24 protein-coding genes are annotated in these 21,379 nt (G+C 71.0%); 5 read left to right on the forward strand and 19 right to left on the reverse strand.

Translation table 11 applies throughout. The features are described 5' to 3' along the window. Nucleotides 1-50: 50 nt before the first annotated feature. The gene (locus CP967_RS18345) at nt 51-704 is read right to left on the reverse strand and encodes a TetR/AcrR family transcriptional regulator (protein ID WP_150489013.1); all 654 of its coding nucleotides are present in this window, start codon (nt 702-704) and stop codon (nt 51-53) included. Between the two features lie 112 nt (nt 705-816). Between CP967_RS18345 and CP967_RS18350 the strand changes: the two genes are divergently transcribed. Next, nucleotides 817-1,377, forward strand: coding sequence for an NAD(P)H-dependent oxidoreductase (locus CP967_RS18350; protein WP_150489014.1), 561 nt, complete (start codon nt 817-819; stop codon nt 1,375-1,377). Between the two features lie 97 nt (nt 1,378-1,474). Here CP967_RS18350 and CP967_RS18355 read toward each other — a convergent pair whose 3' ends face one another. From CP967_RS18355 to CP967_RS18405, 16 genes are all read right to left on the reverse strand, one after another. Beyond that, on the reverse strand, nt 1,475-1,723 hold the full coding sequence (locus CP967_RS18355; protein WP_150489015.1) for a hypothetical protein: 249 nt from the start codon (nt 1,721-1,723) through the stop codon (nt 1,475-1,477). Nucleotides 1,724-1,809: 86 nt separating this feature from the next. Beyond that, complete coding sequence (gene lanKC, locus CP967_RS18360; RefSeq protein ID WP_150489016.1) at nt 1,810-4,521, reverse strand: class III lanthionine synthetase LanKC; 2,712 nt, start codon at nt 4,519-4,521, stop codon at nt 1,810-1,812. 45 nt (nt 4,522-4,566) lie between these two features. Then, on the reverse strand, nt 4,567-6,213 hold the full coding sequence (gene mpaP / locus CP967_RS18365; RefSeq protein ID WP_150489017.1) for a daptide biosynthesis intramembrane metalloprotease: 1,647 nt from the start codon (nt 6,211-6,213) through the stop codon (nt 4,567-4,569). A 74-nt stretch (nt 6,214-6,287) separates the two neighbouring features. Next, a complete protein-coding gene (locus tag CP967_RS18370; RefSeq protein WP_150489018.1) occupies nt 6,288-7,028 on the reverse strand; it encodes an ABC transporter permease in 741 nt (246 codons plus the stop codon). Beyond that, on the reverse strand, nt 7,021-7,818 hold the full coding sequence (locus tag CP967_RS18375; RefSeq protein ID WP_150489019.1) for an ABC transporter ATP-binding protein: 798 nt from the start codon (nt 7,816-7,818) through the stop codon (nt 7,021-7,023). The genes CP967_RS18370 and CP967_RS18375 overlap by 8 nt, the downstream gene beginning before the upstream one ends. A gap of 148 nt (nt 7,819-7,966) precedes the next feature. Beyond that, complete coding sequence (locus CP967_RS34045) at nt 7,967-8,110, reverse strand: daptide-type RiPP (protein WP_167535402.1); 144 nt, start codon at nt 8,108-8,110, stop codon at nt 7,967-7,969. A 58-nt stretch (nt 8,111-8,168) separates the two neighbouring features. Continuing rightward, entirely contained in the window at nt 8,169-8,312 is a 144-nt protein-coding gene (locus CP967_RS34050; protein WP_167535402.1) for a daptide-type RiPP, read from the reverse strand. Nucleotides 8,313-8,370: 58 nt separating this feature from the next. Further along, entirely contained in the window at nt 8,371-8,514 is a 144-nt protein-coding gene (locus CP967_RS34055; protein WP_167535402.1) for a daptide-type RiPP, read from the reverse strand. A 58-nt stretch (nt 8,515-8,572) separates the two neighbouring features. Continuing rightward, nucleotides 8,573-8,719 (reverse strand): daptide-type RiPP, encoded by a 147-nt coding sequence (locus tag CP967_RS34060; protein WP_167535403.1) that lies wholly within the window; start codon nt 8,717-8,719, stop codon nt 8,573-8,575. Between the two features lie 64 nt (nt 8,720-8,783). Continuing rightward, nucleotides 8,784-8,930 carry a daptide-type RiPP gene (locus tag CP967_RS34065; RefSeq protein WP_167535404.1) on the reverse strand — a complete coding sequence of 49 codons (147 nt, stop codon included), beginning with the start codon at nt 8,928-8,930 and terminating at the stop codon, nt 8,784-8,786. Between the two features lie 90 nt (nt 8,931-9,020). Then, nucleotides 9,021-10,223: a daptide-type RiPP biosynthesis dehydogenase gene (mpaC, locus tag CP967_RS18380; RefSeq protein WP_150489020.1), complete on the reverse strand. Its 1,203-nt coding sequence runs from the start codon at nt 10,221-10,223 to the stop codon at nt 9,021-9,023. Continuing rightward, nucleotides 10,220-11,521, reverse strand: coding sequence for a daptide-type RiPP biosynthesis aminotransferase (gene mpaD / locus CP967_RS18385; protein WP_150489021.1), 1,302 nt, complete (start codon nt 11,519-11,521; stop codon nt 10,220-10,222). The genes mpaC and mpaD overlap by 4 nt, the downstream gene beginning before the upstream one ends. Continuing rightward, a complete protein-coding gene (gene mpaM / locus CP967_RS18390) occupies nt 11,521-12,345 on the reverse strand; it encodes a daptide-type RiPP biosynthesis methyltransferase (protein WP_229888486.1) in 825 nt (274 codons plus the stop codon). The genes mpaD and mpaM overlap by 1 nt, the downstream gene beginning before the upstream one ends. Further along, nucleotides 12,345-13,415 carry a daptide biosynthesis RiPP recognition protein gene (gene mpaB / locus CP967_RS18395; protein WP_190175148.1) on the reverse strand — a complete coding sequence of 357 codons (1,071 nt, stop codon included), beginning with the start codon at nt 13,413-13,415 and terminating at the stop codon, nt 12,345-12,347. Before mpaB ends, mpaM begins: the two co-directional genes overlap by 1 nt. 138 nt (nt 13,416-13,553) lie before the next feature. After that, nucleotides 13,554-14,552 carry an LLM class flavin-dependent oxidoreductase gene (locus CP967_RS18400; RefSeq protein WP_150489022.1) on the reverse strand — a complete coding sequence of 333 codons (999 nt, stop codon included), beginning with the start codon at nt 14,550-14,552 and terminating at the stop codon, nt 13,554-13,556. Between the two features lie 73 nt (nt 14,553-14,625). Next, nucleotides 14,626-14,841 (reverse strand): hypothetical protein, encoded by a 216-nt coding sequence (locus CP967_RS18405; protein ID WP_150489023.1) that lies wholly within the window; start codon nt 14,839-14,841, stop codon nt 14,626-14,628. 287 nt (nt 14,842-15,128) lie between these two features. On the opposite strand from CP967_RS18405, the gene CP967_RS18410 reads away from it, so the two are divergent. Then, the gene (locus CP967_RS18410; RefSeq protein ID WP_150489024.1) at nt 15,129-16,145 is read left to right on the forward strand and encodes a helix-turn-helix domain-containing protein; all 1,017 of its coding nucleotides are present in this window, start codon (nt 15,129-15,131) and stop codon (nt 16,143-16,145) included. Between the two features lie 213 nt (nt 16,146-16,358). On the opposite strand, the gene CP967_RS18415 is transcribed toward CP967_RS18410, so the two are convergent. Continuing rightward, nucleotides 16,359-16,541, reverse strand: coding sequence for a hypothetical protein (locus CP967_RS18415; protein ID WP_150489025.1), 183 nt, complete (start codon nt 16,539-16,541; stop codon nt 16,359-16,361). A gap of 647 nt (nt 16,542-17,188) precedes the next feature. Further along, on the reverse strand, nt 17,189-17,500 hold the full coding sequence (locus CP967_RS18420; RefSeq protein ID WP_150489026.1) for a hypothetical protein: 312 nt from the start codon (nt 17,498-17,500) through the stop codon (nt 17,189-17,191). 702 nt (nt 17,501-18,202) lie between these two features. Between CP967_RS18420 and CP967_RS35455 the strand changes: the two genes are divergently transcribed. From CP967_RS35455 to CP967_RS18435, 3 genes are all read left to right on the forward strand, one after another. Next, nucleotides 18,203-18,466: a GIY-YIG nuclease family protein gene (locus CP967_RS35455; RefSeq protein WP_425281763.1), complete on the forward strand. Its 264-nt coding sequence runs from the start codon at nt 18,203-18,205 to the stop codon at nt 18,464-18,466. Beyond that, nucleotides 18,441-19,718: a DNA sulfur modification protein DndB gene (locus CP967_RS18430; RefSeq protein WP_150489028.1), complete on the forward strand. Its 1,278-nt coding sequence runs from the start codon at nt 18,441-18,443 to the stop codon at nt 19,716-19,718. The genes CP967_RS35455 and CP967_RS18430 overlap by 26 nt, the downstream gene beginning before the upstream one ends. Nucleotides 19,719-19,929: 211 nt before the next feature. Then, a protein-coding gene (locus tag CP967_RS18435) for an IS3 family transposase (RefSeq protein ID WP_150489029.1) occupies nt 19,930-21,170 on the forward strand; the annotation gives its coding sequence in 2 pieces (ribosomal slippage) (nt 19,930-20,266 and nt 20,266-21,170; 1,242 coding nt in all). The last annotated feature ends 209 nt before the right edge of the window (nt 21,171-21,379 follow it).

Raw genomic sequence — 21,379 nt, forward strand, 5'->3', positions numbered from 1 at the left:
CGGCTTACCGGGATCCCGCCCGGCTCCCCGGCGGGCCGTGGGAGGACCGGCTACAGCCTGGCCCCGAGGCGGTCGACGAGGTCGTGCCAGCCCTGGTCCAACCGCTCGATTCCCAGGCCGCGTTCCACCGTCAGATGGTGGACGAGGGCGGCGTCGGCCGAGCCGAGCAGGGTGTGCGCCAGCAGCTCCGTGTCGCCCTCCACGTGCGCCTGGCGCAGCAGCATGGCGACATGGCTGACCCGCAGACGGCTCGCGGGCATGCTGTACGTGCGCAGCGGGTCCGCGCGGGAGGCCAGGGTCAGCTCCAGGTGCTCGCGCTCATGGCGCATCAGGGCGGGCCCGAAGGCGTGCAGGCGTTCCACCGCGGGGGCGCCGGGGCCCATCGGGGGCGGCCCGGAGAGGAAGGCCGCCTGGAGCAGCTTCTCCCGGTGGTCCAGCAGCGCGACGAGAAGGCCGACGCGGTCGCCGAAGCGCCGGAAGACCGTCCCCTTGCCCACTCCGGCCGCGGCGGCGACCGATTCCATGGTCAGGTTCGCGGCGCCGCAGCCGGCCATGAGGCGCGAGGCGGCGTCCAGCAGGCGGGTGCGGTTGCGTGCCGCGTCCGCCCGGAGCGTCCCGTGGGCGCCGGTGCCCGCGAGAGGGAGGGCGGCCCGCGCGTCGTCGGGGTCGAGCGGCCCGTACGGAGGGGTGGCGGGACCGGTCATGGCTCCAGGGTAGCCCCTGAGCAGCGGAAGTGGACCACGGTCCGCTTAGGTGGTAGAACTTTAAACGGACTACGGTCCGCTTGTCTCGCCGCCTTCCTCTCCAGGAGTTCCCATGTCTGTACGCGTCCTCGCCCTCGTCGGCAGCCTCCGCGCCGGCTCCCACAACCGCCAGCTCGCCGAGGCCGCCGTCAAGCACGCGCCCGCGGGCACCGACGTCGAGCTCTTCGAGGGCCTGGCCGACCTCCCCTTCTACAACGAGGACCTCGACGTCGAGGGCAGCGTTCCGGCCGCCGCGGCCCGCCTGCGCGAGGTCGCGGGCGGGGCCGACGCCTTCCTGCTGTTCTCGCCCGAGTACAACGGCACGATGCCGGCCGTCCTCAAGAACGCGATCGACTGGCTCTCCCGCCCGTTCGGCGCCGGTGCCCTCAGCGGCAAGTCCGTCGCCGTCGTCGGTACCGCCTTCGGTCAGTACGGTGGCGTCTGGGCCCAGGACGACGCCCGCAAGGCCGCCGGCATCGCCGGCGCCACGGTGCTCGCCGACGCCAAGCTGTCCGTCCCCGGCTCCGTGACCCGCTTCGCCGAGACCCACCCCGCCGATGACGCCGAGGTCGTCGCCTCCCTGACCGAGGTGCTCCGCCAGATCGCCGAGCAGGCGGCTCCCGCAGCGGCCTGACGCCCCTGGCACGACCGTGGCGGCGACGCGCCGAGGATGCCGCGTCGCCGCCACGGTGCGTCCGGACCGCCCGTACGGCCGCCCGGGATCCCGGGGTTCAGGAACGTGCCCAGCCCTGCATGGGGGAGGCGGAGAGCGCCTCGTCCACCGTACGCAGGACCTGGGCCTGTGTCGTGCCGTCCGGGGCCGTGACGGTCAGGGTGGCGGTGGCTTCCGTCGTGCCGGCCGGACTCACCGACCAGTCCTGAGGCAGCAGGGAGACGAGGCGGACGACCGCGGTCTCCGGTGACGCCGAGGGCAGGGCGTCCTCCGTCTTGTGGATGCTGACCGGCAACTGCGTGGACATGAGGACTCCGTGGTGGGGGCGTGCCGGCATGCGGCCGAGGGCACGGTGATCGGTGAGGGGCGGGGGCGGCGGAGATACCGGACCGGTCATCCCGCGGCCGCGGCCCGGACAGGTTCCGGCCCGGTGGGCTCGGGCGGGGCGCCCGGCGCCAACGGTACACAGGGCAGGACGCCGGTCCCGTTACGGGCCGCGGTCAGAGCGGCCAGGACCCCCGCGGAGCCGCTGGCGAGGTCGGTGGACAGCCGCAGCAGATGGTCGCCGAGGAAGCCGGTGGCCCCGTCCTCCTGAGGCACCGCGAACAGTTCCAGGCCGGCGGTCAGGGCGCCGATCGCCCGCCGGGTCGCGTCCGAGCCGTCGTCGGTGTGCACCAGAGCCGCGAGCGCGCCCGCCTTACCGGTGAACAGCCCGCAGGCCGGATGGAACTCCGAGGTCAGATCGGTCAGCAGGACGTCCTGTACGGCGGTGAGCCGCGGATCCCGCCGGCGGGCCAGGAAGGCGTGGACCGCGATGGCCTGGCCCGCACCGCCGTACGCCAGCTGGTGCGCGTGCCAGGGCGCCGGCGGCTGCGGTGCCGTGGGCGCGCCGGGCAGCCGGCCGGAGACCAGCAGGTCGTGGGTGAGGGCCGCATGGGCGGCGTCGAGCAGGTCGTGGTCCGGGCCGTGGGCGGTGAGAAGGAAGAGCGCCTCGCCCGAACCGCCGCGCAGCAGGCCGGGGCGGCGGCCGGACTCCGGGCCGGGCCACGCCGCTGACGCGCCGTCACCGGAGAGCCGGGCGGACAGCCCGTCGGCGAGTTCGTCGGCGAGCCGGTGCGCCTCACGGGCCAGGGAGTCGTCCCCGCGGCGGCCCGCGAGGTGCAGCAGGGCCATACCGAGCCCCGCCGTACCGGCCGCGAGGCTGTGGTCCGGGCTGCCGTCCCGGTGGTGTTCGCGGGGCCGGGCCAGGGCGCGGTCCAGGAGCTCGGCGGCCGCGTCGGGGCGGCCCAGGTCGTGCAGGACGCAGGCGATTCCGGCCAGTCCGTCGTAGAGCCCGGGGCGGGCGGACCTCTCCCGGCGGGCGGCTTCGGCCAGCCAGTCGACGTACGGCTCGGGCACCTCGATCCCCGCTCCGTGCAGCGCCCACAGCACACCCGCCGCGCCGTTGGCGATGTTCAGGCCGCCGTCCGGGTGGCTGAACTGGTCGGCGTCACCGGGGAAGAGGCGGTCCGTCCGCTCGGGGGTGGCGGAGGCGAGCACACCCGCGCCGATCCGTCCGGCGGTGGCCAGCGGTCCGTCCACGGGTTCCGCGCGCGGCCCGGTCTCCCCGGACGCGCCGGCCGCCGGGACCGCGGACACTCCGGGCCTCCCGCCCGGTACGGCCGCTGGGGACTTCGCGGACACGCCGGCCCCGAGGGCCAGGTCCGCACGGACCCGCGCCCCGAAGTCCTCCGGAACCGGGAAGCGTTCGGTGATCCGGGCGATCAGCTCCTCGGCCCTGTGCGGTGCCCATGACAGCAGTGCCGTCAGGGGGAGGAAGACGCTGAGGCGTATGCAGCCCAGCGCGTAGCGGTCGACGGCCGTCCCGGTGGTGCCCGCGGGAGCGGCGAAGCCGGGGGCGCCGATGGCCTGCCCGGTGTGGTCCTCGGCGGGCCGGGTGGTCTCCAGGTCGATGAAGGCGATGCTGCCGTCGGGACGTATCAGGACGTTGTTGGGGTGCAGGTCGCCGAAGACCAGACCGCGTTCGTGCATGGAGGAGACGGCGTCCTCGATCCGGTCCAGGACGTCCAGCGCCCAGCGCGTGTACCCGTCGAGACTCATCGCGGTCTGCCGCGCGGTCACGGCGTGGACCAGCGGGTTGCGGGCGGTCGCCTCCTTGCCGAGCGGCTCGCCGTCCACGTACTCCCGGGTCAGGAACCAGTGTTCGTTGCCCTTGCGCCAGTCCAGGACGCGGGGGAAGGCGGGGAGCCCGTCGAGCGCGGCCAGCGCCTCGTACTCATGGCGGAGCCGGGCGACCGCGTCGGCGCCGGTGTCGTCCAGGCCCGCGTGCGGCCGGCCCTCCTTGACGAGCACCGGACGGCCGTCGCGGGTGTCGGTGGCCCGGTAGACGCCGCCGCCGTTGGAGAAGTGCAGCGCCTGGGTGATCTTGAAGGGGAAGGAGCCGAGCCCGCCACCCTTGTTGCGGTCGGCCAGCGCCTGCGCGATGAACGGCGGCAGCGGCACCCACGCCGGGGGCCGGAAGGCGGGGCCGCGCACGTCGGGGACGAGGTTGCCGTCCGGGTCCTCGATGCAGGGGACCGATTCGCCCGAGGGGCCGCGGCCCATGCGGAGGGTGAAGCCGCCGTAGCGGACGTACAGCGGACCGCGGCGCCAGCGCAGGTCGCTGAGGACGGCGGGGCCCGGCCGGCCGCCGATGAGCTCGTCCAGTTCCTCCAGGACGAGCCGGAGCTCCGCCTCGTCGCGGGGGTAGAGGGTGATGAACTTGCCGCTGCTCCCCCGGTCCCCGTACTTGCTGTTGCGCAGCATCAGCATCCCGGGGGTGGTGAGGAACTTGAACAGCAGCGACCGCCGGAAGCAGTAGTCGCGGACGGCGTCGAGCACCTCGGGGGCGCTCCCGGCGGTCGCCGAGACGTGGATCTTCCAGCCCTGCGTGGGGAGCCGGGGGTCCGGAGGCGTCAGCGCGGTCCACTCGCCCATCGCCGAGCGCGTCCAGCCGGCGGGCGGTTCGGCCGCCGCGAGGGGGAAGACCTCCTCACCGGTGACGGCGGCGGGACGGTCGTAGAAGGGGGTGCCCGGCGGGCAGTGGGCAACATGGCGCAGGGACATGGCGGGTCCTCCGGAGCGGCGTACCAGAAGTCGGTGGGGTGGGGATCAGGGCAGGATCGGGCCGAGGTAGGAGACGGCGAACCACTTCCACAGCGGGTGGTCGCCTGCCTTCACCTCGGCGACGCCGGTGTGGTCGGGGCCGTCCGCGGCGGGCGTCGTGGCCCCGCGCTCCAGCGGGTACGCCCGCATCGCGAGCCACGGCCGGTCGTTGTCGACCGGGAGCATCGCGGTCAGCGGCGCCAGCGTCTCGCGCCCGACGGGCTCCCCGAGCTCGGCCGTGCCGACCTCGGGGCGGCTGAACAGACCCGAGCGGCGCAGGGTCACCGAGGTCCCCTCCTCCAGCTCGAAGCCGGAACCGCCCTCGGGGACCAGCAGGCTGAGGCTGCCGTCGCTCTCGGTGGTGTAACCGGCCGAGACGGTGGCGGGGACCTGGACGAGGGTGGCGACGAGGCCGAAGGACACCGCGGCGAGCAGCCCGGCGGCGGCGATGCGGAACGGACGGGCGCCCGCCCGGAGCGCGTCCTTGACCAGGACGGCGGTGCCCTTGCCGAGCCGCCACAGCAGATAACCGAGGCCGCACAGCATCAGCACCGAACCGGCGATGCCCAGCCGCTGGAAGATCGAGGACCACAGGGTCAGGGCGGTCGAGACGAGGTAGAGCGGGAAGAGCAGGCAGGCCAGTCCGTACGGGACGGCCCAGCGGCGGCCGGACAGTTCACGGTCGTAACCACGGCCGCCGAACAGCACCCGGGCGAGGAACCTGCGGGCATCGGTCATGGCCTTCTCCCGCAGGTGGGAGATGTCGAGGTGGCTCATCAGCGCGATGTAGCCATCCAGCTTCACCAGCGGCAGCAGGTTGACCAGGCAGGTCATGTAATTGACGAGGGAGACGAGCAGCAGGGTGTCGCGCGGCGGCCCGGCGGGCACGAACAGCGCGGTGATGCCGGCGGCCCCGGCGGCCACGGCCTGGACGGCGATACCGGCGAGGGCGACCTGGACGCGCTGGCGGGGGGCGGGCAGCCGCCAGCCGTCGGACACGTCGCAGAAGAACGCCGGCGACATGTAGAAGAGCATGAAGCCCATCCGGCTCGGCTTGCCCCCGTGGTGGGTGAGGACCGCGCCGTGCGCCATCTCGTGGACGGCGGTGGTGAGCATGACGCCGAGCATCACCGCGGCGTACGACCACAGCGGCATCGGCCGGCTGAGGGCCGCGCCGAGGGTGGGGCCGGAAGCGGCGAGGGCCAGGACGCCGAAGAGGATGACGGCCGCCGCACCGGCGAGGACCGCGCGGTGGGTCAGCGGCCGGATCAGCGGGGTGAGGCGGCGGAGCATCCGCTCCGGCTTGAGCAGGGTGAACTGGATGGTCAGCGGCCCGGCGAAGCGGACGCGCCGTACGCGCCGGGCGGGAGTGCCGTCGTCCAGCAGGTGGGACTCGGCGAGGTTGCGGACCGCCCGGTCGACGTGGTCCGGCGTCCACGGCCGGCCGAGCTCGCTGGCGAGCTGGTCGTGGTCACGGCTGCCGTCGAGGAGGCGGACCAGCCGGGCCACGTTCTCGCTGGTGCGGAAGTGCTGGTGCTCGCCGCGCTGGATCACCCACGGGGCGCCCTCGGTGAGCGGCTCGTGCACGGCGACGTCACCGGCGGTACGGGGCCGCTCCAGGTCGGGCGCGGCGGCGGACAGGGTTGCGGGCATGGTGGGAGCACCTCGGATCGGCGGGCGGCGCGTGCGTGGCGCCGGCAGGGCGGTGTCCGCGCGGCGGCGGGCGGTCAGGCGATGTCGCGGGTACGGACCAGGCGGCGGGCGACGAAGAAGGCGGCGATCAGCCAGGCGGCGGTCACGGCGTACGCCATGGGCAGCGACAGCAGATCGGGCTTCACATCGCGGTAGATCGAGCTCATCGCGATGGTGAGCAGGTACTGGGCCGCCTCGGGCACGATGCGCTGCAGCCCCGGGTCGACGAGGAGGGTGAGGAGGAGCAGGGTGACCACGGCGACGGTCTGGTTGCGCGCGATCCAGCCGACGAGCGCGCCCCAGGGGCCGGCCAGTGTGCAGCAGACGAAGACCCCGAAGAGGATCAGGGCGGTCTCACCGTCCACGGCGGCCTCGAAGCCGAACGCCCCCGGGGCGAGGTAGACACTGGCGGTGCCGAGCGCCGCGGCCAGCACGCCGAACAGGGCGCCGGCGGCGGTCGCGACGATCAGCTTGGCGCTGAAGAGGCGGGTCCGCGAGCCGGCCAGGAGCACGGAGCGGGTCATGGTCCCGGAGCCGTAGTCGCGGGTGACGGCGACGGCCCCGAAGACGGAGGCCAGCAGGAACATCATCATCCAGGCACGGGCGACGTCCTGGCTGACGGCGAGGGCGGTGGAGCCGGACGCGATGGCCTTCTCGCCTCCGGAGACGTATCCGAAGGTGCTGATCAGGCAGAGCCACGCGCCGGCGAGCGGCAGGTACCACCAGATGTGTCCGGTCAGGGCCTTGCGGGCTTCGCCGGCGACGAGGTTACGCACGGGACGTGATCCTTTCCGGAGTGCGGGCCGCGGCCGGGGCCGCGGTGGCGGGGGTACGGGTCGCGGGGGCCGTCGCGGCGGGGTCGACGAGCTCGAAGAAGCGGTCCTCCAGACGGACGGCGCCGTGACCGGTGAGGTCGTCGAGGGTGCCCGCGTACCGCAGCGAACGCTGCATGATCACCACGTCGTCGACGGTCTGCTCCAGCTCGGCGAGCTGATGGCTGGAGACCACGACCGTGCGGCCCTCTCCGGCCAGCGAACGCAGGGTGTCGCGCAGCCAGCGGATACCGTCCGGGTCCAGGCCGTTGGCCGGCTCGTCGAGGATGAGCACCTCGGGGTCGGCGAGCAGCGCGGCGGCCAGGGCCAGCCGCTGGCGCATACCGGTCGAGCAGCCCTTGACCGGGCGGGTGGCGGCGTCGGCGATGCCGGTGATCTCCATGACCTCGTCGGCGCGGGTGGCGGGGAGTCCGAGCACCGTGCACCAGATGCGGAGCTCGCCTCGGACGGTGGCGCCGGGGGTGCCGCCCATGCCGTCCATGCTGACGCCCACCCGGTGGGCCGCGTGGGGGAGTTCGGCGTACGGCTTGCCGAGGACGGTGGCGGTGCCGGCGGTCGGGGTGGCCAGTCCCAGGAGCATCCTCAGGGTGGTGGTCTTGCCGGCTCCGTTACGGCCCAGCAGACCGGTGACGCGACCGGCGCGGATGTCGACGCTCAGGTCTTCGACCGCGGTGACGCCCTTGTAGGTCTTGGTGAGGTGGCTCAGCGAGACGGCGGCGTCATTCGTGGTCATCGCCGGCACTCCTGTCGTGTCGTGTCATGAGGTGCTCCGGAAGTCCTGATGGTGAAGAGGGGGAGGGCCGAGGGCCGGGCCCAGGCCGGGAGTTCTCCCGGCCCGGCCCGGTCCTCTCGATCCGTCTCGGCTTGCGCCGGGCGGTGGATCAGGTGGCGATGGTGACCGTGGAGATCGCGATGCCGATGGAGACGCCCTCCCAGAAGCCCGGGGCCTCGAGGGCCTCCAGCTCCTGCAGGCCGAGTTCCAGGCTGTCCGCGTCGATGGCGACGGTGTCGAGCTTGTCGTTCATGGCGATGTCCTTTCCGTGGGTGTGAGTTGTGGTTGGTGTTGCGGGTGTTGCGGGTGGATCAGGTGGCGATGGTGACCGTGGAGATCGCGATGCCGATGGAGACGCCCTCCCAGAAACCGGGGGCCTCGAGGGCCTCCAGCTCCTGCAGGCCGAGTTCCAGGCTGTCCGCGTCGATGGCGACGGTGTCGAGCTTGTCGTTCATGGCGATGTCCTTTCCGTGGGTGTGAGTTGTGGTTGGTGTTGCGGGTGTTGCGGGTGGATCAGGTGGCGATGGTGACCGTGGAGATCGCGATGCCGATGGAGACGCCCTCCCAGAAACCGGGGGCCTCGAGGGCCTCCAGCTCCTGCAGGCCGAGTTCCAGGCTGTCCGCGTCGATGGCGACGGTGTCGAGCTTGTCGTTCATGGCGATGTCCTTTCCGTGGGTGTGAGTTGTGGTTGGTGCTGCGGGTGCTGCGGGTGGATCAGGTGGCGACGATGGAGACGATGGAGATGCCGACGACGACACCGCCGGTGGTCCACCAGCCGGGGGCCTCCATGGCCTCCAGCTCCTGCAGGCCGAGCTCCAGGCTGTCCAGGTCGAGGGCGGTGTTCTCGAACTTCTCGTTCATGACTGCTTCCTTCCGTGAGTGATGCGTGGTGGGTGGGGACGGTGGTCCGGTCGGTCCGGGAGGATCAGGTGAGGACCACGGAGACGAGGGACACGCCGACGACGACACCGCCGGTGGTCCACCAGCCGGGGGCCTCCATGGCCTCCAGCTCCTGCAGGCCGAGCTCCAGGCTGTCCAGGTCGAGGGCGGTGTTCTCGAACTTCTCGTTCATGACGTTTCTCCTTCGTAGGGCTCGGCCGGATGCCGAGCGGTGGTGCGTTCCCCGCGCCGGGCCGGCGCGGAAGTCTGTGGGTGCGGCCGCTCAGGCGGCCGCGGTGAGGAGGGCGTTCACGTCCGCCGCCCGCAGTCCGCCGAGCATCGGGAGCCCGGCGCCCCAGGTGCGGACCGTCCGGCGGGCGACCGTTTCGCGCAGCGGCGGCGTGAGGGTGAGGTCCCGTGCCACGCCCCAGCGGTCCATCAGGGCGCTGATGCCCGCTGCCGGCTCGGCGGGCAGCGGGTCGCCGCTGCTGTCGGCCGAGCGCAGCAGGTCCCAGACCCGCCGTAGGCGGGGGGCGGAGCCGAGCCGGGTGTCTCCGGCGAGGACCGCCTGCCACAGCGAGGGCAGGAGAGCCGCGACCGCGGTCATCTTGCGGGCGCCGAGCGCGCTGGACAGTTCGTTCGCGATCATCCAGCCCTCGGTGCTGAACAGGTCTCGGCCGTAGGAGAACCAGGTGGACTGGGTGAGTCCGCTGAGCCGGGCGAGGTCGGTCCGCAGTTCGGCGCCGGGCATGCGGCCCGCCGCGAGCTGCCGGGCGGCTTCGCCGCCCAGCCGGACCAGCTGGGTCGCCGCCGCCTCGGAGAGGGCGTCCTCGACCGGGCGGTCCAGGAGGTTGCCGATGTACGGGCCGATCGTGCGGAAGAGGGCCTCCAGCACGCCTTCGACCAGGAGGTCCGCCGGCAGTGTCTCGGTCGCCGAGGGGTCGAGCAGGGCCGCGTCCGGTGCCAGTGCGTCACTCATCACGAGCCGCTTGCCGCTGTTGTGCGGGAGGCAGGCGACCCGGCTGAGTTCGGCGCCGGTGCCGATGGTGGTGGGTACCGCCAGCAGAGGCCGTGACCTGCGGGTACGCGGATCGAGGGTCAGCAGCCCGCTGCGGCCGGTGGTGCGCAGGGCGGCGCGGGCCCGTGGGTCCTCGTGGGCGACCGCGAGCAGCTTCGCCCGGTCGATCAGGGATCCTCCGCCGACGGCCGCGATCAGGCCGGCGTCGGCGGTGGCGCCGGCCAGGGCGAGGATCTCGTCCGGGCCGCCGTCGCCGTCGGGGACGATACGCCGGACGGTGTGGCCCGCCCGGTCCAGTTCCTCGGTCACCAGGGCGGTGACGGAGCTCTCGGCCACGGCCGGGTCGAGCAGCAGGGCGGTGCCGGCGGGGCCGGAGTCTCCCCGGGCGTCCTCGAAGTCCTCCAGCCAGTCGGCGAGCCCCGCGGAGCCGACCAGCAGCCGGGTGGAACCGGACCAGGCGATGTTCACCGGATGCCTCCCGCGAAGTGCTCGACACCGGTGCGTACGGCCTCGACCAGTTCCTGGATCTCGGCGTCGGTCGCGGTGAGCGGCGGCATGATCTGCACACCGTGGACACCGGCGTGGACGATCGCCCCCGCCGCGCGGATGGCGGCGATCTGGCCGAGCACCTCGGCCTGCGGCAGGAGCCCGCCCCCGGCCGTACGGATCCGCAGCGACCGGAAGAGCCCGCGGCCGTCGGCGGAGTCGAACAGGGGGTGCCCCTCGACGAGCCGGTCCAGAGCGGTGCCGAGCACCTCGGCGGCACGCCGGCCGAGGGCCACCGCGTCCAGCCGCCGCATCTCCTCGATGGTGGCGAGGATCGCGGCACAGGTCACCGGGGTGCCCGCCTGCGTCTCGCCGTGGGTGAGCGTGGCGTCCTCGTCGCGGAAGACGTCGGCCACCTCGCGGGAGACGACCACGGCCGCGGCGGCGCAGGTCCCGTTGGTCAGCCCCTTGGAGGTGACCAGCAGATCGGGCCGGCCGCTCCAGCGCTGGGAGGCGAACATGTCCCCGGTGCGGCCGAACCCGGTGGCCACTTCGTCGGCGGCGAGCAGGAAGCCGTACTCGTCCCGCAGCCTCAGCAGGGTGTCGACGTACTCGTCCGTGAGGGGTACGGCACCGCTGCCGAGCACCGGTTCGACCACGACGGCGGCCACCTGGCGGCCCTGGGCACGCATCAGCTTCTCGATGTCGCCCGGGTCGTTGGGGGTGACATGGCGGACCAGGCGCTGGTCGACGCCGTACACCTGCTGGCCGAGGTTCTCCCCGGTGAGGGCGAACCCGCCGAAGGTGAGCCCGTGGTAACTGCCCCGCAGCCCGACGACGATCTTGCGGGACGCCTGTCCCCTCAGTGCGTGGTAGTGCCGGGCCGTCTTCATGACCAGGTCGTTGGCGGCGCCCCCGGAGGTCGAGAACAGCACCCGGGCGAAGTGGTCGGCTCCGCAGAGCGCGACCAGGGCCTCGGCGGCACGCCGGGCGTAGGTGTGCTCGTAGCGGAAGACGCTCAGGTACGAGGCGTCGCGGAGCGCTTCGTAGGCGGCACGGGCGATGTTCTCGTTGCCGTGGCCCAGATTGGCGTTCCACAGCCCGGAGTCACCGTCGAGGAGTTCGCTTCCGTCGGCGAAACGTACGCGCATGCCCTGGGCGGAGACGGCGCAGATGCTGTCGTCGCCGTGGGCGGAGGGAGGGAGCAGGGAGGTCCACAGCGCGGGGTGGGACCGCGTGCCGGCCTCTTCCGGCAGGGGTGTCAGGGTCGTCTCGGTCATCACAGGGCCTCTGCTTCGAGCAGGACGTCGTGGTGGCGTCCGCCACCGGGTACGGGGGTGAGGGAGCGGACGGCGTAACCGGCCTGCTCCAGCTCGGCGATGAGCCGCTGTGCGGGCAGGACGCCGATGGTGGTGGTGGCGACCGTGACGGGGCCCTCGGCGGGCGGCTCGGCCGGGATCATGGTGACCGTGCGGGTGGTGGCGCCCGCGCTCCACTGCTCGATCATGCGGTAGGTACGGCCGCTCTGGCCCTCCGCGAGGATCTCGGACTCGTCCGTGCCGTCGGCGGCCGGATCGACCTCGACCGTGGTGATCAGGAAGCGTCCGCCGGGGGCGAGGTGCTCCCGTACACAGCGGTAGAGACCGGGGCGGGCCTCGGGCGGCAGCAGCGAGACCGAGGTGGTGCCGAGCACCACGGCACCGAAACGGCGGCCGAGGGCGAAGTCGCTCATGTCGGCCCGCACCGGTGTGCAGCGTCCGCGCAGCGAGGGCGGGGTGGCGGCCAGGCGCTCACGGAGCAGCCCGATCATGTCCTCTGACAGTTCCAGGGCGGTGACCTCGCGGCCGAGACCGAGGAAGGGGAAGGTCAGGCGGCCGGAGCCGGCCGCCAGGTCCAGCACCGGGCCGGGCAGTCTGCGCAGGGCCGCGAGGAGTTCGCGTACCTCGTGCGGGGTGGTGCCGGCGATGTCGTGGTAGACGGGGGCTCCCGCCTCGTCGTACAGGTCGCACAGGACGGCCTGTTCTCCGAGCCCGGCGACGGCCTCGGCGGCGCGGCCGGTGAGCGGGGTGCCCGCGAGGGCGGGACTGAGCAGCATGGCGCCCATCAGGCGTTCACCTCCTCGGTGACCGTGCGGGGCTCGGCGGATTCGGTGAGGGGCAGGCCGATGCCGGCGAAGTAGGCGGCGACGGCGTCGACGGTGTCCGGGGCGGCGTACCGGGCGGCCTCCTGAGCGGAGCCCGTGACCAGCAGCGCCTCGGCGGCGAGGGCCGCGTCGGTGGAGAGGGCGACGGTGCGGCGGTCCACGGGGTGGTGGATCAGGGCGCGTTCGCCGTTGTGGAGGAGCAGCGGGGCGGTGGCGGACCGGTCGAAGGGCTCGGCGAAGCCGTTCAGCGCCTCGGTCATGCGGCCGCCGAACCCGGAGACGCGGGGCTGTTCCATACCGCGGGTCACGGCCTCCCTGACCGCGCCCAGAGCCGCCAGGTAACGACCGGTCCAGGGACGGGAGGCCAGCTCCCGTGCCCGGGAGGCGCTGTCCGGCACCGCTCCGAGTGCGTCGGGGAACTCCTGCCACGCGCGGTGCAGTTCGTCGCGCGGGGTACCGACGGGGCCGAGCGGGGCGCCACCGGGGGAGACGCTGACGGTGCCGTCGGCGGCCACGTACAGCCGCAGGCCGGGTCCGTCCTCCCCGGGGCCGCCGCCCAGCGCGGAGAGGTCCCCGAGCTGTACCGCGGGATGGGTGAGGTATTCGGAGAACTCGCCCTGGTCCAGCGCACGTCCGGCGTCGTCGAGGTAGGCCTGGAAGTCGGCCTCCTCGGTGATCCGGACCAGCGTCGGACCCAGCACCGAGAGGTAGGGGGTGATCGAGTAGGCCTGCACCTGGAGGTAGAAGTCGGGGTGCAGCCCCGCCTCCGCGCCGGGCTCACCGAGCGAGCCCTGCCAGGTGATGATCTCCGCGCCGGTCGGCTCGTGGCGTACGGGTTCGGCGCTCGGCTCGTCCCCGGGGACGAGGACGGTGGTTCCGGGGCCGGCCACACCCGAGCCGAGCAGGGCGTCGAGGTGGGACGCGTCCTCCAGGACGACGGTCGAGGTGTACGGCGGACGGGCGGAGAGGGCGGACACGGGACGTCCCGTGCCCCACTGCAAGGCGTGGGCCTTGGCCGAAGAATGTGTCATGAGCATGCCTAACGTGAGTGCGTGAGGAGCCGACGGCAGGGGGCTGCCTGCGAAGTCCGGGTGGTGGAGCGCGTACGTGCGAAGTCCAGGGGACGCGGGGAGGTACCCGCGAGGAGGGCGGCCGGGTCTGCCGCGAGGTCAGACGGCCAGGCCGAGCAGGGTCAGCAGGGCGCGCAGCTCCTTGGTGGCCGCCTGTGGCCCGAAGACCCGGGCCACACCGGTGACGTTGAGGACGATCTCGTCGACCCCCGCCTCCCGGTAGGCGTCCAGCCCGGCCCGCAGCCCGTCCGGTCCGCCGTACAGGAAGGCGTCGCCGGCGATCAGTGCCTTGCCCTGCAGGAGCTCGTTGTCGTCGGGCGGTCCGGTGCCCTCGGGAACCTCGTCCGGCAGGTCCACACCGCCGCGCCGGAGCATGTCGCGGTAGTGCGCCGCACGCAGATGGTTCCGGTTCGACGCGAGGGCGAGCTGCACGGGGTCGCGGTCGTGGGCCTCCAGGGCGAGGGGCACCATGGCCACCACACGGGGGGCGGGCCGTCCGGTCCTCTCCGCGCTCTCCCGTACCGCGGGCACGATGTGCTCCCGCAGATAACGGGCGGGCGTCAGCCAGGTGATGGCCGCGTCGGCCACCTCGCCGGCCACCCGGGCCATCCCGGGCCGCAGCACACCGAGTCCGAGCTCGACCTTCGGGCCGGGCACGGGCCGCAGCAGCGACTCCTGGTGCACGTACGTACCGTCCAGCACCTCCGGACCCCCCGCCAGCGCGGCACGTACGGCGCCCAGGTACTCGCGGGCCGCGGTGAGCGGACTGCGGTACGGGGCACCGAGCAGTGCCTGCTGCACACCCGGGGCTCCGGGGCCGTACCCCGCCAGGACCGGTTCGCCGGTCATCAGGGAGAGCGATCGTGCCTGGAGCGCGGCCTCGGTGGGATGCCGCAGGGGCATCAGGGTCACTCCGAGCCCCGCCGGCACCCGGAATCCCGCACCGGCGGCGTAGGCGAACCCCTGGTGGGACTCGGTGGAGAGGCTCTGCCCCTGCCACAGCCGGTGGGCACCGGTCCAGTGCACGAGTCCCGCGAACGGCAGCATCTGCTCGGGTCTGCTCGGGACGAACGGTACGAGGACCGAGTAGGCGGTCATCGGGGGTTCCCTCCTTGTTCCTGGCCGAGGTCCTGGCTGATGGACGGCTGACGGACGGCTGACGTCGTGGTGGCTAGATCCAGTCGTGGATCAGCGGGACGGCCGGCACCACTTCGTCCAGGATCAGCTCGGGGAGGGAGGACAGCTGGAGAAGGGCGGAACCGCCGGTCGTGGCGGTGGAGACCACCTCGGCCGCGGGGCCCGCCGGGGCGTCCGCCTGGGCGGTACCGGCGCCGGCGATGCTGAGCAGGGCGGTGGCGACGAGCGAGATGGCGAAGCGCTTCTTCATGACTGTTCCCCCTGATCGATACGTGTGGATCTGGAATCCGGCCCGTTCCGGTCCGGTTGCCCGGAGCTTCCGGTGTGTTCCCGGCGGCTCCTTGTGACCACAACTCTGCTGTCCGGGAAGCCCGAGCGGGAGGGGACTTGCGCGCAGCTTGCTGCGCCCGCCGATGTCACTTCCTGCGCATCTTCTGCCCTTGGCTTGAACGGACCTGACGATCTACATCGTTCTTGCCTGGTCAGCCTGATAGATCTATGAGAACGACCGGAAGTCGTCGGCCATTGGGGGGAACCATGCCGCACACGAGTCTTGAGTTTCTGGGCGTCAGACCGGAGGAGGAGGCGTTCTACCGCGCACTGCTGCGGACGGGCGGAGCCGGCCTGGAGGAGCCGGCCGAACACCGTTCCCCGGACGAGGAGCCGACGCGCGCCCTGCGGGAACGGGCCGTCGGACTCGGACTCGCCACCAGTGCCGACGGCCTGCTGCGCCCCGTCGCCCCGGCGAGGGCGATCGAGGCCCTCGTCGAGCGCCGGGTGGCCCTGGTCCGGGCGGAGCTGGAGAACGCGGTCGCGGACAACGACATCGTCGCCTCACTGCTCGCGGAGCGGAACCCCGCACCGGCGGACAACGCCGTCGCCGGGAACGACCGCCCCACGATGGAGCGTCTGGAAGGAGTCGACCGGGTCCGCGCCGCCATCGACGAACTGACCTTCTTCACCCGCACGGAGAGCCTCACCACATGGCCGAGCGGGCTGATCCCCCCTCAGGTCGTCGCGACGTCCCGGCCCGCGGACGAACGCATCCTGCGTCGCGGCATACGGATGCGGACCCTGATCGGGGCCGCCGCGCTGGACGATCCCGGCACCATGGCGTACCTGCACGAACTGATCGCCAAGGGAGCGGAGATCCGGATCTCCCGGCTGCCGCTGGAACGTGTCCTGATCTTCGACCGGGCCGCCGCGCTCACCCCGATCGACCCCGCCGCCAGCAGCCGCGGTGCCCTGCTCACCCGGGAGCCGGGGCTCGTCGCCACCCTGGTCTCACTCTTCGAACGGATGTGGGGCCAGGCCCACGAGCCTCCGCCGCCGTCGGGCGAGAGCGGCCCGGAGCCGGCCGACGACCGCCCCGGCGAGATCGAGCGCAGGGTGCTGGAGTCCCTGTGCACGGCGGACAAGGACGAGACCGGAGCCCGCGACGTCGGCATCTCGGTGCGTACGTACCGCAAGTACGTGGCGTCCCTGATGCAGCAGCTGGGCGCGTCGAACCGTTTCCAGGCCGCACTCCTCGCCCGCGAGCGCAGCTGGATCTGAGCGGCGCGTGCGTCCGGGACGGTGCTTCCGTCCGGGACTGTGCTTCCCGGACGGCGTATCCATCCGGACGTAGCTTCCCGGGACGGCGCGTCCATCCGGACGGCGCTTCCCGGACGACCGCTCCCGGACGGCACGACGGGGGTCGGAGCACCGTGGAGCAGGTGCTCCGACCCCCGTCGGAGAGATCCCGCGGCCCCCGCCGCCCCGCGCCGGTTACCGTCTGGCGGCCCGGGCCAGCGAACGGGCGCTGAACAGCGCTCCGAGGGCGAACACGGACACCGCCACGATCTGTGCGGCGCCGTCGAGGATCACGAGAGAACAAGCGAGAGCGATCAGCAGGCCGGTCAGCCCGGCCAACGGATTCCGAGTACTCCCGCCCGTGGATTTCTGGGCCATCTGCCGGCTCCTTCCGCATGGGGATTGGTCATTCCACTGTCCCAGGCCCCGCCTCCCCCTCGCCCCGAACGAGGTGCAGCTTCCTGCGAGCCGCCTCGCAGCATCCTGCGAGCCCGGAAACGTGTGAAAACCTCCCCGCCGACGCCCCACGGCCCTCGCGCTCCCCGCGCTCTCCCTCGTACACCCGACGCAGGCCGGCACCGGCCGGCATCCGTACCGACGGGAGAGGGCGAGCCCTCCCTACCGACCGGGGGACACACGCACGGCCGGAGACACACGGCGGGGGGAACAGGCCCGAAGGGCCGACGGGCATACAACGGCAGCCACGTCCCCGGGCTCCCGCACCTGCGAAAGAGGGCGGCCCGGACACGGCAAAGGGCAGGTTCTCCGTAGATAACCTGCCCTTTGACCTGATATTTCAGCTGTCGGGGTGGCGGGATTTGAACCCACGACCTCTTCGTCCCGAACGCGATCAGGCGCCTTGTGACCCTACTTTGGGGCCGCTGACCTGCCTGTTGCCCTCCATGACAGTCCATGACTGTCCGGGACAGTCATGCGGCGGCTGCTGCGTTTGGCCCCCTGTTTGGCCCCCGGCTCTGGTATTGCCCGAAGGCCGAAGGGCAGCCTCACGCCGTTCGCCAGATCGGTTAGTCGTCGTCCTCGTCGAAGTAGTCGTCATCCTCGTCGAAGTCGTAACCGTTGCTTGCGGCCTTGGCCCCGTCAAGGAGGCCGTGGGCGTAAGCCGCCGCGTTCGCCCTACGTGCGGAGTTGTGTGTCGCGGCGAGGGTGACGACGACTGTGCCCACTACGGTGACAGCAAAGCTGCCGGCCGCTACGGCAACCTGCTTCCAAGACGGCCCGGACCTGACGGGGCCTGCTTCGGCTTGAGCAGCCTCGCTGGCTACAGGACCGGAGGCCTCGGACGCCATCTTTTCACCGTTCTCCGGGACCTTGCTCATCAGGCTGCACCTTCCAACTGCCCTGGCAGCCAGACCGATACGGCTGCTTTCCGATCGCTCTCCCCCGCATTCTGGGTCATTCGACCCGTGAGACACCACCTGGTTCGGTCAAGTCGATCCAGCCTGTCACCAGACACTGGTGTGGAACTTGCCTTCCGTGCGGGCGGCTGGCCCTCCCAGGGTTCTAGCGACCTCCTGACCGTCCTCGGCCCGGCCCCGCCGCAACCTCCTCCAACAACACTCCGGCTTCCGGCTCACCGCAGAAGGTCCGGGGCAGCCTGACTTTGTTCAAGACCGCTTCTCCCGAACGCGATCGACCCCCCTCCGTGACCTTGCTACGACGCCGCTGACCTGCACGTTTATCCCTCAGGACTGTCCGTCGCGTCCAGGGCGGCCCGTGCATGAGCGCGTCGATTGACCCCTCTCCGGTCCCCCGTGTGCGGCGATGGACGCATGTGACTGACCGTCTGTTTGTGGCCAGAGCTTGCCAGTTTGCACAAACGGTGCCATGGTGAAGACGCGTCAGAAGTTTGTGCAAACAATCGTGAGGTAGCGATGGTGGTGGGCGGTGCGGGTGCTGAGGTGCGTGATGAGAACGCGCTCCTTGAAGCTCCTGCTCTGGCAGTAGATGGTTCGGTTCCCTACCGGCCGAGTCAGTCTCTGGCGGTGCCGAGGCAGGGTGGCGTTTACGTCATCCATGACATGCGGGGCTCCCTGTACATCGGCCGAAGCGACAACTTGTATCACCGCTTTCACGCTCACTACGAGTACAGCCACAACCAGCGGCTCCGTCGCGCATTGCGACGGCCCGCCGGGTGCATTTGCTTCTCATGGGTGCTGGCTCACGGCGAGCACCAGAAGGCTCTTGAACAGCGCCTCATCCGTGACCTGCACCCTCTGTGCAACCACATCCGGTACACCACCACCAAGGAAAGTGAACATGGCGACCACTGTTCCGGCGATTAAGAGCAAGATGGGTTCCATTGAGTACTACAACGCCAAGCTGCGCGCCGCAGACCTTGCCGCTATCGCCCGCGCGGCAAGCAAAGGCGACGACTGGGCCAACCTGAGCATCGAAGAGCGGCTTCAGCGGGCGCTCAATGACAAGCGAGTCCGCGAGGAGATCGTGCCTTATCTCGCGAATGCGGAGGACCGCTTCTTCGGCTCCATCATCGTCCTGGTCTACGAACCAAACGTCTTCGCCTATGAGTCGTTCGGTAAGTGGCTCAACGGAGAGACGCCAGCGGCGTACAACGAGGTCATCCAGCAACTGGGCGTCCTGACCATCGATGGCGGCGACCTGATCGTTCTGGATGGTCAGCACCGATGGTCAGCGTTGCGTGCCCTCATCAACCGCGTGAACGACAAGGGGCAGGAGATTACTGGTCCGTTCGTCGGCGCGGTGCGGGAAGATGAGCTGGCCGTGATCTTCATCCCGTTCTACGGGTCGGAGACCACTCGGCGAATCTTCAACAAAATCAACCGGTCGGCCAAGCCCACTGGGCGCAGCGACAACATCATCACCAGCGAGGATGATGGGTACTCCATCCTCACCCGCAAGCTCCTCGCGGCCGGGGAGCCCCTCAGTGTTGCGGACTCCAAGGGTGAGCTCATCGTCAACTGGAGGAGCAACACTCTGTCGGACCGAAGCTCTCAAATCACCACCGTCAGCGCCGTATACGAGACCGTCAAGGCGATCTGCAAGGAGAACGGCTTCCACTTCGAGGAAAAGGACCGCGTCGTCCGCCCGAGTGACCATGAACTGGACGCCGCTTACGACCATGTGGCGCAGTGGTGGACCAGCCTCCTTGAGCACATCAGCGTCTTCAAGGAAGCCGTCGATGCACCGGACCTCATCTCCACGCTTCGCAAGAACGAAACCGACAACCTGCTGCTGAAGCCTGCAGCGCAAATCGCGGTCATGCGCGGGCTCCTCGTGGCCACTCGACGCTATGGTCTTAAGAACGTCCAGGCAATCAAGCGGCTCAACAAGATCAACTGGGACATGCACAGCCCGCTGTGGCGCGACGTGCTCGTCTCTGCAGGAGATCGAATTGTTGCCCGAAACGAGAACTACAACCGCACGGCGGAACTCATCGCCTACCTGCTCGCGGGGAGTAGCGCGAACTACACTGATGAAGACAAGGACCGCCTCCGCGAGAGCCTTGCAGACTTCAAGAGCGATTCGGCCTATGAGCTGCCCAAGCCCGTAGCCTAGTGAGTTCAGAAACGCATCGAAAAAGGGGCCCGCTCCATGAGCGAGCCCCTTGGTGCGTTGCAGGAGTTCAAGGCTAAAGAAACTCCAGTCAGGTGTGCGTGACCTTCTACCGAGGCATGAAGCCCGGTTTTTGTTCGGCGGGGCCTCCCCCTGAGTGGTGGACACGCTGATACTGGATCTGCTTGATCCGGAGGAAGCGAGAAGACCGCCGATGGCGATGAAGGACTACTCGGACGAGTTCAAGGCTGATGCCGTGGCCCTGTACGAGTCCACACCCGGGGCGACCTACAAGAGCATCGCCGCCGACCTGGGCATTAACAGGAACACTCTGCGGAACTGGGTACTGCGCTCCCAGGAACTCCGCAGCGGCGCCCCGGACGCCCGGGGCGCCAGGACAGCGGTCCGGGCCACGCAGGCGACGCCGGCCGCGGAGCCTGACGAGCGGATCCGGCAGCTCGAGGCCCGGGTCGCCGAGCTCGAGGCCAGTGAGCGGAAGCTGGCGACCGAGCGGGACATACTCCGCAAGGCGGCCAAGTATTTCGCCGGCGAGACGAACTGGTGAGCCGCTTCGAGTTCGTCCACGACCACCGGGACGCCTTCGAGGTGAAGCGGCTCTGCGAAGTCCTGCAGGTGAACAGGTCCAGCTACTACAAGTGGCTGTCCGGCCTGCAGACCAGGCGGGCCAGGCAGCGGGCCGATGAGCGCCTGGCCGCGAGGATCCGCGAAGTCCACGCGGCCTCCGGCGGCGCCTACGGCTCCCCGCGGGTCACCGCCGAGCTGAAGGACAAGGGTCTGCACGTCAACGAGAAGCGCGTCGCCCGGGTGATGCGCACGTTCTCCATCACCGGCGTCCGCCTGCGCAGACGCGTCCGCACCACTGTTTCCGACCCGTCGGCCGCACTGGTCCCGGACCTGTTCCGCAGGGACTTCACCGCACCCGAACCCGGCATCAAATACATGGGCGACATCACCTACCTGCCCCTGGAGAACGGAGAGTTCCTCTATCTCGCTACGGTGCTGGACTGCTTCAGCCGGAAGGCCGTCGGCTGGTCCATCGCCGACCACATGCGCACGGACCTGGTTGCCGACGCCCTGAAGATGGCCGCCCGCACCCGCGGCGGCCTGGACGGCGCGGTCTTTCACTCCGACCACGGAGCCCAATACGGGGCCAGGGCCTTCGCCGCCCTCTGCGACCAACTCGGGGTGACCCGGTCGATGGGCGAGGTCGGCTCGAGCGCGGACAACGCGGCCTGCGAGAGCTTCCACGCGTCCCTCAAATGCGAGACCCTCCAGGGCGCCCGCGACTACGGCGACGCCGCCACCTGCAGAAGAACCGTCTTCGCATGGCTGACCCGCTACAACACCCGCCGCCGGCACTCCGCCAACGGCCACCTCAGCCCCGACGAATACGAACGACGACACCACACCGCTAAGCTCACGCTCGCCGCGTGATCAATGACCGCGTGTCCACCACAAAGGGGGAAGGCCCGGCAAGCGAGTGAAGCCGCGTAAGGTAGTCCCGTGCCGCCGGCTCGGAGCTGTACCGGCGCCGCATCTCGGCGGCAAGTTCGCGGCTGGTCATGATCAAGGACGGCACCGACTGACGGTCTCCGGGCCTTGACCCCGGATCTTGGACACACGAGACACTGGGTCCTGAGGAT

Source organism: Streptomyces nitrosporeus (genome assembly GCF_008704555.1).
GTDB classification, from domain to species: Bacteria; Actinomycetota; Actinomycetes; order Streptomycetales; family Streptomycetaceae; genus Streptomyces; species Streptomyces nitrosporeus.